The following is a 10,862-nucleotide window of genomic DNA, read 5'->3' on the forward strand; positions in this document are numbered from 1 at the left end:
GGCCGACACGCCGACGCAGGCCAAAGTTCGGGCCGCACAATGGCCGAAAGAATGCGCGAAAGATGGCCGAAAGATGGTTAGCGAGCGGGCCAGTCGCGGGCAGCACCGGCAGGAGGTTCGCCGAGCAGCTCGGCCAGCCGTCGAAGCCGCTTGAGCGAGGTCACCCGCCAGCCGGGACCTCCCCGGACGCCCACGGCAACGGCGGCCATCCCGAGCTTGGCCAGCTGAGCGCCGGCGGCCCGGTGCAGGTCGCCGGCGGGGTCGGCCACACCGAGCAGGTAACCGCTCTCGTCGGTGCGTCCGGTGGCGATCGCCCAGAGCCGGAGTCCGGACGGGGTGAGGGTGAGCGGGCTCGGGACCCGCAAGGATGCCCCCCGCGTCCAGCGCGCGGCATCGGCGACCAACGTCGGCGTGATCTCGCTCCGGACGGCGATCAGGCCACCCGGAGCCGCCGCGGTGTCGGCGTCCAGGCCACGCCGGGCGAATTCCAGGCAGAGCGATTCGGCGCGCCATTGTTCGGTGACCAGTACGGACAGGCGGGCCGCCGTCCCGCTGTCGGTGCGCACCCAGTCGCCGCCGGCCAGCAGCAGACCGTCGAGGTCTATCAGCGTGGGCTCGGCCGCTTCGGCACCGAACAAGGAGAACTGCACGGCGCTGATTGTGGCCCACCGCGTCCCGAATCCCGTTGAGGTTGCCCTCGTTGCGTCCCGAATCCCGTTGACGTTGCCCTCGTTGCGTCCCGAATCCCGTTGAGGTTGCCCTCGTTGCGTCCCGAAATGCGTTGAGGTTGCCCTCGTTGCGAACAACGAGGGCAACCTCAACGGTGGGAAGGACGTGCCGGTGCAGCTGCAGATCGGGCTAGCTGCCGATCGGGCTAGCTGCCGATCGCCGCGCTGGTCGGAGCCGCCGCCGGGTCGTCGTTGAGCGAGGACGCCCGCCGCTTGGCGATGATCACGGCCGCCACGACGACAGCCACGGCAACCAGGGCGATGGTCACCCGGACCGCGCCGTTGGCGTCCTTGCCAACGGACAGCTGCACGACCGCCGGCGCGATGAGCACGGACACCAGGTTCATCACCTTGATGAGCGGGTTGATCGCAGGGCCGGCGGTGTCCTTGAACGGGTCACCGACGGTGTCACCGATGATCGTCGCCTCGTGCGCCGGCGACCCCTTGCCGCCGTGGTTGCCGTCCTCGACGAGCTTCTTCGCGTTGTCCCAGGCACCACCGGAGTTGGCCAGGAACACCGCCATCAGGGTGCCGGTCGCGATCGCGCCGCCGAGGTAGCCGGCCAGCGGCCCGAGCCCCAGTCCGAAGCCGACCGCGATAGGGGCCATCACCGCGAGCAGGCCCGGAGTGACGAGCTCGCGCAGGGAATCCCGCGTGCAGATGTCGACCACGCGGCCGTACTCCGGCCGCTCGGTGCCATCCATGATGCCGGGATGCGTGCGGAACTGGTTGCGAACCTCGTAGACCACGGCGCCGGCCGCTCGAGACACCGCGTTGACGGCGAGCCCGGAGAACATGAACACCACCGCGGCACCGATGATCACACCGACCAGCGTGTTCGGGCTGACGATCCCGACCTTGAGGGAGTTGGTCACGAACTGGCCGGGGTCGGCCAGGGTGCCGCCCGCCTTCGTGGCCGCGTCGACCAACGCCTTGCTGATCGCATCGGTGTAGGAGCCGAAGAGCGCGGTCGCGGCCAAGACGGCGGTGGCGATCGCGATGCCCTTGGTGATCGCCTTGGTCGTGTTGCCGACCGCGTCGAGCTCGGTCAGGATCTGTGCGCCCTCGCCGTGCACGTCGCCGGACATCTCCGCGATGCCTTGGGCGTTGTCGGAGACCGGTCCGAAGGTGTCCATCGCGACGATCACGCCGACCGTGGTGAGTAGACCGCAACCGGCCAGCGCCACGGCGAACAGGGCTACGAAGGTCGAGGCCCCGCCGAGCAGGAACGCGCCGAACACGGCGGCGGCGATGACCAGCGCGGTGTAGACGGCCGACTCGAAGCCGACGGAGATACCGGACAGGATCACGGTGGCGGCACCGGTGAGCGAGGTTCGCCCGACGTCCTGGACCGCCTTGTGCTCGGTCCCGGTGTAGATGCCGGTGAGCCACAGGATGACCGCGGCGAGAACGATGCCGATGACGACGGCCACGAAGGCGATCAGCGCCGGATTGCCCTTGCCGATGCCGGAGTCCAACCCGAACAGCGCGGCACCCACTCCACCGTCGGAGGAGGACGCCAGACCCTTGAGGTCGGTGAACTTACCGGGCAGGTAGACGAAGGCGGCGATGCCGCAGAGAACCACGGAGATCGCGGCCGAGATGTAGAAGCTGCGGTTGATCGCGGCCAGACCGTTCTCCCCCGGCTTTGCCCGGGTGATGTAGACGCCGATGATCGCGGTGAGCACCCCGATGGCCGGGACGATCAACGGGAAGAGCAGACCCTTGGTGCCGAACGCGACCGAACCCAGGATGAGCGAGGCGACCAGCGTGACGGCGTAGGACTCGAACAGGTCGGCCGCCATGCCGGCGCAGTCACCGACGTTGTCGCCCACGTTGTCGGCGATCGTCGCGGCATTGCGGGGGTCGTCCTCGGGGATGCCGGCCTCTACCTTGCCGACCAGGTCAGCGCCGACGTCCGCGGCCTTGGTGAAGATGCCGCCGCCGACACGCATGAACATGGCCAGGGTGGCGGCACCGAAGCCGAAGCCTTCAAGGACCTTCGGAGCGTGATCGGTGAAGACGAAGACCACGATCGAGGCACCGAGCAGGCCCAGGCCGACCGTGGCCATGCCGACGGTGCCGCCGGTGCGGAACGCGATCCGCATGGCACGCTCTCGGCCCTCGTTGTTGGCAGCAGCCGCGACCCGAAGGTTGGCCCGGGTGGCCAGCCACATGCCGAGGTAGCCGATCGTCGCCGAGAACACGGCGCCGACGATGAAGAAGGCCGAGCGTGCGATGCGCTGGCCGGTGTCGTCGGCGGGCAGGAAGAACAGCAGCACGAAGACGACCGCGACGACGACGGACAGGGTGCGGAACTGGCGCGCCAGATAGGCCTGAGCACCTTCCTGGACAGCTTCGGCGATCTCCTTCATCTTCGGCGTGCCCTCGTCGGCGGACAGAACTTCCTTCATGAGGACGTAGCCGAAGCCAAGGGCCACGAGCGCCACCAGTCCCACGACGGCGACCAGGGTGCGGTCGCCCCCGGAAAACGCCGTATCGGCCAGGGTGCGGACGGATCTTCCGGACGACGGGGCCGATACGTGATGGGACAGCGGGTGGGATAGAGCCATATTCCGGTACTCCTTCAGCCTTCGACATTGAGAGCAAGGCGCCGACGGTGACGTCGACCGGGATTGGACAGAACGTACTATTTGACGCGTCCGCTTGTGGGCCAGGTCACCGAGCTAGGCGGCTGGGCGGAGTCTATGGGAACTCCTGGCGCGTCGGGCGTGGGCTAGGTCACTATGCGACAACTTTGCCGATCGAAGGCGGCACGCGTAGTGACGTACGGGCCCGCGGCGGCCGTGTCGGACGGGCTGGCGCGAACATCCGGGACAGCGGCGCCGCCCGAGCCGCGAGTCAGACCGCGCGGCCGTAGGGACCTAGGACGAGGCCGGCGTCTGAGACGGCGCGCTGGCGATAGCCGCCGGGACGGAATCGTGGATCGAGAAGACCTCGTGCAGGCCGGTGATGCGGAAGAGTTTGAGCAGCCGGTCGGAATTGCAGACCAGCAACAAGGCCGAGCCGCGCTCTTCGGAGTGGTTTCGTGCGGCGACGAGTGCTCCGAGCCCGGTGGAGTCGATGAAGCCGAGACTGGAAAGGTCGACCACGACAGGAGCGTCGGTCGAGTCGATGACCTGGGTAAGACGATCGCGCAGATGGGAGGCGGTGTGAACGTCCACCTCGCCGCGTACGTCGACCACCGGGTGGGCGTCGACGGTGCTCTGGTTCAGACTCAGATCCACCCTTGCCCCCTCCTCCGCGCCCGGCCGCACCATCGGGTAGCCCTGGTGCATGAGCCCGGGTCGCCCTGACGGTCAGTTAACAGACGTCATCGTGCCACAGGTCGGGGTTCTGGACCCCTCGAAGGAAATCGGAAGCGCTCTCATCGTTACACATCCGCTGTTGTCAGGCCTGCTCGAAGGACGATCGCCCGAGGACGCCTCGCTGCGTCACGTCGAGCAGCTGGCGGCACGTCCGCTGCTGGTCGACGACTGGCCTGAGTGGGTACCGGAACCGTTGATCGCAGCACTGGGCCGCTCCGGTGTGCCATCGCCGTGGCCGCATCAGGTCGAGGCCGCGTCGCTGGCATGGGCCGGCCGTTCGGTGGTGATCGCCACCGGGACTGCGTCCGGCAAGTCGTTGGCCTACCAATTGCCGATGCTGTCGGCGGTGCTGACCCAGCCCCGGGCGCGGGTGCTCTACCTGGCGCCGACCAAGGCACTGGCGGTCGATCAGCTGCGGACGGTCTCGCAGCTGGAGCTGCCAGGCGTTCGGGCGGCGACCTTCGACGGGGACACGCCGATGCAGACGCGCGACTGGGTGCGGGAACACGCGAACGTGGTGCTCAGCAACCCGGACATGCTGCACCGCAGCGTGCTGCCGCGCCACGGGAACTGGGCATCGTTCCTGCGGCGGTTGCGTTTCGTGGTCATCGACGAGTGCCATCACTACCGCGGCGTCTTCGGGTCTCACGTCGCCCTCATCCTGCGGCGGCTGCGTCGGCTGTGTGCCAGCTATGGGGCCGAACCGGTTTTCGTGCTGGCCTCGGCCACGTCGCGGGACCCGGCCACCTCGGCCAGTCGGCTGATCGGGCGCGATGTCAGCTGCGTCGACGTCGACCTGGCTCCCCGCGGCGAGCGGACCTTTGCCCTGTGGGAGCCTCCGCTGACGCCGCTGCGCGGGGAGAACCACGCGCCGGTACGGCGGGCGGCCGGCGCGGAGGCGGCCCGAATACTCGCCGACCTGGTGCTGGCCGGCGCCCGAACCCTGGTTTTCGTCCGCTCCCGTCGCGGGGCGGAGATCACGGCATTGGCCGCGCAGCGCCACCTCAAGGACGCGGGCGCCGACGACTTGGCGGCCCGGATCGCCGCCTATCGCGGCGGGTATCTGCCGGAGGAACGGCGAGCGGTCGAAGCCGCGCTGGTGTCGGGGCAGCTGCTCGGCGTGGCCACCACCAACGCTCTCGAACTCGGTGTCGACATCACCGGCCTGGACGCCGTCGTACTCGCCGGATACCCCGGGACTCTCGCCTCGCTCTGGCAGCAATCGGGCCGGGCGGGTCGTCGGAGCCAGGACGCGCTGGTCGTTTTCGTCGCGCGCGATGATCCGTTGGACACCTATCTCGTGCATCATCCCGAAGCTGTCTTCGGCCGGGCGGTCGAGGCCAGTGTGTGTGATCCCGAGAATCCCTTCGTCCTCGCTCCCCAGCTGTGCTGCGCGGCGGCCGAGCGTGCTCTGACGCCGGCCGACGTGCAACTCTTCGGTGGTGCCGCGGCGCAATCGGTGCTGGACGGCCTCGTCGCCCGCGGCGTGCTGCGTCGGCGCCCGAACGGCTGGTACTGGACCGGCAGGTCGTGGCCGGACGTGGAGATCCGCGGCGCCGGCGGTGGTCCGGTGACCGTGGTGGAGGCCGGTTCGGGGCGGCTGCTCGGGACGGTGGAGTCGAGTGCAGCGCCGTCCGTCCTGCATGCGGGAGCGGTGTATCTGCATCAGGGGCAGTCTTTCGTCGTCGCTGAACTGGAGTTGGACAGGTCCACGGCGCTGGTCCGGGCCGAGGAGCCGGACTGGACCACGAGTGCGCGCGAGATCACCGACATCGAGGTACTGGCCACGCGAGAGTCCGCCACCGCTGCCGGCGTCGGCGTGACCCTGGGAACGGTGCGTGTCTCGAATCAGGTCGTCAGCTACCAACGTCGACGGTTCAACGGCGAGGTGCTCGATGAGATCCCGCTTGATCTCCCGGTCCAGCAGCTGGTGACCAGCGCTGTCTGGTACACCCTCAGCGACGACCTCTGCACCGAGGCGGCGCTGGACGCGACGGATCTGCCGGGCGCGCTGCACGCCGCCGAACACGCTGCCATCGGACTGCTTCCGTTGTTCGCCACCTGCGACCGGTGGGACATCGGAGGCGTGTCCACGGCCCGCCATGCCGACACCGGGCAACCGACGGTGTTCGTCTACGACGGGCATCCCGGCGGAGCCGGATTCGCCGCCCAGGGCCACGCTGTGCTCGGCGAATGGCTCGGCGCGACCCGGCAGGCGATCGCCGCCTGCGAGTGCGCCGAGGGATGTCCCTCCTGCGTCCAGTCGCCCAAGTGCGGCAACGGCAATCACCCCCTCGACAAGATGCGCGCGATCACGGTGCTCGACCTTGTGCTGTCGGCGGTCGGGCCAGGCCCCGCCCGGGGCTGATGGCCATCACCGGACGAGTCGCAGGCAGGCGGCCCGCTCGCGCACGAGCCCGAGCCGTGCCCACGCCGAGCCCCGGCAACCGGACGGTCACCGAGACCTCGACGCGGACCCACCCCGTTCTCGTTCCGGGGTCCAACTGGACCGAGCAGTTCGTCAGCGCCGCACCGTTGGCCCGGGCGACCTGGGAGGCCTGAACGCAGGGGTCCCCGGCCCGCCCGATCTGTTGGGCACCGCTCAGTGCGGCCAGGTCGGCCGAGGCTTCAGCAAAGTGCTTGGCCCGGATCGCGCCGGCTTGCACGGCCACGATCGCGGCCAGGCCGATGACTAGCGCGGCCAACCCGAGCAGGTACAGCGAGGCTGACCCTGAATCGGAGCCGTCGTCGCACCCCGACGGCTGCCGGCGACGGGGCCTCATCACCCAGCGCCCGAGGCGAGGCCGGCAGTGGCATCGCCCGAGCCCGCCAGATCGACCCGCTGCACCGACGAGGCGGCCGGTTCGATCCCTGTCACAGCCGCGGCATCGACCGTGACGCCGGGCAGCCAGGTCACCGGTCGGTACGTCGCCCGCACGCTGACGCGCTGCAGGTCGGGGCCTGCGGCACCTACCGACACCTCGGCCCCTCCGCCGAGTACGGCGGCTACGGCAGGGGCAGGTCCGCCCGGCTCACCTCGCGCGAGGGCACGGGCCCCTTCGCGAGCGGCGTCGGAGACGCGCAACTGCAACTGCCCGACCTGCACTGCCGCCAGCCCGGCGCTGAACAACAGCACCAGGACCGGCAACGCCGTCGCGAGCTCGGCTGTGACCATGCCCGATTCCGACTCCGACTCCGACTCCGACTCCGAGCCGGGCGCCGACGACCGGCGCAAGCGCCGCTTCACAACGGACCGTGCAGGGCCGACGTCACGATGTGCGACAGGGCAGACTGCACCGCCGGCGACTGCACGATCTTGAACAACACCGCCGCGAACGCGACCGCGGCCACGGTGCCGACCGCGTACTCGGCCGTCGTCATTCCCGCTTCGCGATCCTCACGGACACCACGGTCACGGGCCCACTGGCGCACTGGCGTGGCCACGGTGAGCGAGACCACGGCCAGAATTGACCTCAGTACAAAGACGATTCCCAACACATCCACTCCGTTCCCCGGTCGACTGACAACGCCAGCCTGACCGAGGAACGGCCACCGCCCGAGCCGCAACGAGCAGCTGTGGACAGCGGAAGTGCTTGTGGAAAAGGAGAAAGCCTCACCGAAGGCCGCGCCTCAGCTCAGATGAGGGCCAAGCAGGCTCAGGTCGGCAGCGGACAGTCGATCCGCGCTCGTCTTGGCCTGGTGCCAGTACGGGTACCGCAACGGCTGCGCACTCAGCGAGTCCAAGCGGGCGACTTCGTCCGCGGACAGGACCAGGGACGCGGCCGCGAGGTTGTCCGCCAGCTGTTGTTCGGTCCGGGCGCCGACGATCAGGGAGGTCACCGCCGGCTTGCCGAGCAACCACGCAAGCGCTACCTGGGCGGCGGATACGCCGTGTCCGGAACCGATCTCGACGAGGGCCTCGATGGTGTCGTAGAGCTTGTCCTGGTCGTGGACGGGTGGCTCGTCCCACTCGCTCAGGTGGCGGCTACCGGCCGGGGCCTCTACGCCCCGGCGATACTTGCCGGAGAGCAGACCGCCAGCCAGCGGGCTCCACACGAGGATGCCGAGTCCTTGGTCGAGACTGACCGGGACGAGCTCGGTTTCGGCGTCGCGGGCCTGCAGCGAGTAGTAGATCTGCTGGCTGACGAAGCGCTCGTAGCCGCGCTGCTCGCTGACTCCCAGCGCCTTCATCAGGTGCCACGCCGCGTAGTTCGACGCGCCGATGTAGCGCACCTTGCCCGACCTCACCAGCGAATCGAGCGCGCTGAGCGTTTCCTCCAGCGGTGTCTGGCCGTCCCATTCGTGGACCTGGTAGAGGTCGATGTGGTCCGTACCCAGCCGGTCCAGGCTGGCCTCCACCGAACGGATGAGGTGATGACGGGACAGGCCGGCGTCATTCGGGCCGTCCCCCATAGGCATCCGCGCCTTGGTCGCGATCAGGACGTCGTCCCGGGCGCCGCCCAGCGCCTTGCCCAGAATCTCCTCCGACAGGCCCCCGGAGTACACATCCGCGGTGTCGAAGAGGTTCACACCGGCATCGCGCGCCAGGTCGATCTGGCGACGGGCACCGGCCACGTCGATCGTGCCGACCGCGGCGGCCCAACCCTGGCCACCGAAGCCCATCGTGCCGAGAGTGAGGGCCGAGACCCGAAGGCCGGACGAACCCAACTGGCGGTATTCCATCGAAGAAATCTCCTCATCACATCATCTGTCGAAGCGGGAATTGCAAACGAGCAACAGGGCGGCCGACGCCCTCACGACTCACCAGGCGTAGTCCTCGGGCGCGGTCTTGTGTCCGGGGAAGATCTCATCCAGGCGGCGCAGGGCCTTGTCGTCCAGTTCGAGATCCAGGGCGCGCACGGCGGCATCGAGCTGGGCCTGGATTCGCGGACCCACGATGGGAGCGGTGACGGCGGGCTGGTGCAACAACCACGCCAGTGCGATGTCGCCGGGCTCGGATCCCAGCTCGTCGGCGAAGTCCTCATACGCCTCGAACTGCTCACGGTTGGCGGCCACGGTCTCGGCCGATCGGCCTTCCAGCCGACGCCGGCCATCCCGGTCCTTGCCGATCACGCCGCCGAGCAGGCCGCCGTGGAGCGGGGACCACGGCAGGATGCCGAGTCCGTAGTGTTGCGCCGCCGGTATCACCTCGAGCTCGATGTCGCGGGTGACGAGGTTGTAGATCGACTGCTCGCTGACCAGGCCCAGGTAGTGCCGGCCGGCGGCAGCGGACTGGGCTTGCGCGATGTGCCATCCGGCGAAGTTGCTGCTGCCGGTGTAGAGGATCTTGCCCTGAGCTACGGCGACCTCGATGGCCTGCCAGATCTCTTCCCAACCGGTGGCGCGGTCGATGTGGTGGAACTGGTACAGGTCGATGTAGTCCGTCTGCAGCCGGCGCAGGCTTTCGTCGAGCGCGCGCCGGATGTTCAGGGCGGAGAGCTTTCCTTCGTTGGGCCATTCGCCCATGTCGCCGTAGAGCTTGGTGGCCAGGACGGTGCGTTCACGCCGACCCCCGCCTTGGGCGAACCAGGAGCCGACGATCTCTTCGGTCCGGCCCTTACCCTGGTCGCGTCCGTAGACGTTGGCCGTGTCGAAGAAGTTGATGCCGGACTCGTGAGCCGAATCCATGATCGAGAACGAGTCGGCCTCGCTGGTGAGCGGGCCGAAATTCATGGTGCCCAGGCAGAGGCGGCTGACGGTCAGGCCGGTGCGGCCGAGTTGAGTGAACTTCATGCCTTCCACCCTGCTCAGCAATCAGTCAGTTGTCCAACTCCAGAAATCTCTCACACTCAGTGACTAGAGTTCTCAATATGGAATTGCGCCAACTCGAGCACTTCGTGGCGGTCGCCGACGAGCGGCACTTCACCCGTGCGGCCGAGGCCCTGTCCATTTCGCAGTCCGGACTGTCGGCCTCGATCCGCGCGCTGGAACGCGAACTGCACACCAACCTCTTCGTGCGCAACACCCGACGCGTGGAACTGACCGAGGCCGGCCGGGCGCTACTGCTGGAGTCACGCAGGACACTGGCCAGCGCCAACGCCGCCCGGGACGCGGTGGCCGCGGTTCAGGGCTTGCTGCGGGGCTCGCTGTCGGTCGGCGCGGAGCAGTGCATCGGGGTGGACGTGCCGAGCCTGCTCGCGCGATTCCGCGCGGCCTACCCGGGCGTCGAAATCGCGCTGCGCCAGGCCGGATCGACCTGGCTGCAGGAGGAACTGCTCGCGGGACGGCTCGACGTGGCCTTCGTGGCCAGTTCCGGGCAGCCGGTGGACGGGCTGACCCTGATGCCGCTGACGGCCGAGCCGATGGTGCTGGTGTGTCACCCTCAGCACCGACTCGCCGGCCGCAAGCAGGTCGGCGTGGCCGAGCTGCGCGACGAGACGTTCGTCGACTTCCACCCGGAATGGGGCGCCCGGGTCATCAGCGACGCCGCGTTCGCAACGGCGGGAGTGCATCGTCCGGTGACGCTCGAGGTCAACGACGTCCACACGTTGCTGGATCTCGTCCTGCACGACATGGGCATCGCGCTCGTCCCCAAGCCGATCGCGGCCAAGAAGGCCGCAAAGTTGGCGGTGGTCCCGGTCAGGCCCGGTGAGGCCGACCCGTGGCAGGTCTCCATCGCGGTGCCGGCCGGGGAGGCCATCAGCCTGGCCGCGAAAGCATTCGCGACGATGGTCCCGGGCCGATCGACCAAACGGATCATCGCCGCCCCGGTCCAGCCGGTCACGACTCAGACCCGGTAGCGCCGGTCCACGGCGCCGCGGAAACCGGACGGAGCGGCAACGATCTGACACTCCGTAGTCGGATC

General features: G+C 68.8%; 10 protein-coding genes. 2 read left to right on the forward strand and 8 right to left on the reverse strand.

What is annotated here, in order from left to right; all coding sequences use genetic code 11:
* Positions 1 to 77: 77 nt before the first annotated feature.
* From M6D93_RS17860 to M6D93_RS17870, 3 genes are all read right to left on the reverse strand, one after another.
* The gene (locus tag M6D93_RS17860; RefSeq protein ID WP_249771342.1) at positions 78 to 650 is read right to left on the reverse strand and encodes a hypothetical protein; all 573 of its coding nucleotides are present in this window, start codon (positions 648 to 650) and stop codon (positions 78 to 80) included.
* A 224-nt stretch (positions 651 to 874) separates the two neighbouring features.
* Positions 875 to 3,301: a sodium-translocating pyrophosphatase gene (locus tag M6D93_RS17865; RefSeq protein WP_249771344.1), complete on the reverse strand. Its 2,427-nt coding sequence runs from the start codon at positions 3,299 to 3,301 to the stop codon at positions 875 to 877.
* Between the two features lie 312 nt (positions 3,302 to 3,613).
* Entirely contained in the window at positions 3,614 to 3,976 is a 363-nt protein-coding gene (locus M6D93_RS17870) for an STAS domain-containing protein (RefSeq protein WP_249771346.1), read from the reverse strand.
* Positions 3,977 to 4,025: 49 nt separating this feature from the next.
* Between M6D93_RS17870 and M6D93_RS17875 the strand changes: the two genes are divergently transcribed.
* A complete protein-coding gene (locus tag M6D93_RS17875) occupies positions 4,026 to 6,425 on the forward strand; it encodes a DEAD/DEAH box helicase (protein WP_249771348.1) in 2,400 nt (799 codons plus the stop codon).
* On the opposite strand, the gene M6D93_RS17880 is transcribed toward M6D93_RS17875, so the two are convergent.
* The 5 genes from M6D93_RS17880 to M6D93_RS17900 all read right to left on the reverse strand — a co-directional run bounded on the left by M6D93_RS17880 (position 6,370) and on the right by M6D93_RS17900 (position 9,790).
* A complete protein-coding gene (locus tag M6D93_RS17880; RefSeq protein WP_249771350.1) occupies positions 6,370 to 6,840 on the reverse strand; it encodes an Rv3654c family TadE-like protein in 471 nt (156 codons plus the stop codon). The two genes, M6D93_RS17875 and M6D93_RS17880, sit on opposite strands and share 56 nt — an antisense overlap.
* Positions 6,840 to 7,232, reverse strand: coding sequence for a TadE family type IV pilus minor pilin (locus tag M6D93_RS17885; protein WP_249771352.1), 393 nt, complete (start codon positions 7,230 to 7,232; stop codon positions 6,840 to 6,842). The genes M6D93_RS17880 and M6D93_RS17885 overlap by 1 nt, the downstream gene beginning before the upstream one ends.
* A gap of 68 nt (positions 7,233 to 7,300) precedes the next feature.
* A complete protein-coding gene (locus tag M6D93_RS17890) occupies positions 7,301 to 7,552 on the reverse strand; it encodes a DUF4244 domain-containing protein (protein WP_249771354.1) in 252 nt (83 codons plus the stop codon).
* A gap of 135 nt (positions 7,553 to 7,687) precedes the next feature.
* Positions 7,688 to 8,740, reverse strand: a complete 1,053-nt coding sequence (locus M6D93_RS17895; RefSeq protein WP_249771356.1) for an aldo/keto reductase — start codon at positions 8,738 to 8,740, stop codon at positions 7,688 to 7,690.
* A 78-nt stretch (positions 8,741 to 8,818) separates the two neighbouring features.
* Complete coding sequence (locus tag M6D93_RS17900; RefSeq protein ID WP_249771358.1) at positions 8,819 to 9,790, reverse strand: aldo/keto reductase; 972 nt, start codon at positions 9,788 to 9,790, stop codon at positions 8,819 to 8,821.
* Between the two features lie 77 nt (positions 9,791 to 9,867).
* Here M6D93_RS17900 and M6D93_RS17905 point away from each other — a divergent pair, with 77 nt between their 5' ends.
* Positions 9,868 to 10,797, forward strand: a complete 930-nt coding sequence (locus M6D93_RS17905; protein ID WP_249771360.1) for a LysR family transcriptional regulator — start codon at positions 9,868 to 9,870, stop codon at positions 10,795 to 10,797.
* Positions 10,798 to 10,862 lie beyond the last annotated feature (65 nt).

Source organism: Jatrophihabitans telluris, from assembly GCF_023516435.1.
GTDB classification, from domain to species: Bacteria; Actinomycetota; Actinomycetes; order Mycobacteriales; family Jatrophihabitantaceae; genus Jatrophihabitans_A; species Jatrophihabitans_A telluris.

Bases quoted from the DNA above. Each gene is read 5' to 3' on its own strand.
- M6D93_RS17880 (WP_249771350.1), bottom strand. From the start codon at position 6,840: ATGAGGCCCCGTCGCCGGCAGCCGTCGGGGTGCGACGACGGCTCCGAT.
- M6D93_RS17885 (WP_249771352.1), bottom strand. From the start codon at position 7,232: ATGGTCACAGCCGAGCTCGCGACGGCGTTGCCGGTCCTGGTGCTGTTG.
- M6D93_RS17905 (WP_249771360.1), top strand. From the start codon at position 9,868: ATGGAATTGCGCCAACTCGAGCACTTCGTGGCGGTCGCCGACGAGCGG.
- M6D93_RS17865 (WP_249771344.1), bottom strand. From the start codon at position 3,301: ATGGCTCTATCCCACCCGCTGTCCCATCACGTATCGGCCCCGTCGTCC.
- M6D93_RS17895 (WP_249771356.1), bottom strand. From the start codon at position 8,740: ATGGAATACCGCCAGTTGGGTTCGTCCGGCCTTCGGGTCTCGGCCCTC.
- M6D93_RS17900 (WP_249771358.1), bottom strand. From the start codon at position 9,790: ATGAAGTTCACTCAACTCGGCCGCACCGGCCTGACCGTCAGCCGCCTC.
- M6D93_RS17875 (WP_249771348.1), top strand. From the start codon at position 4,026: ATGAGCCCGGGTCGCCCTGACGGTCAGTTAACAGACGTCATCGTGCCA.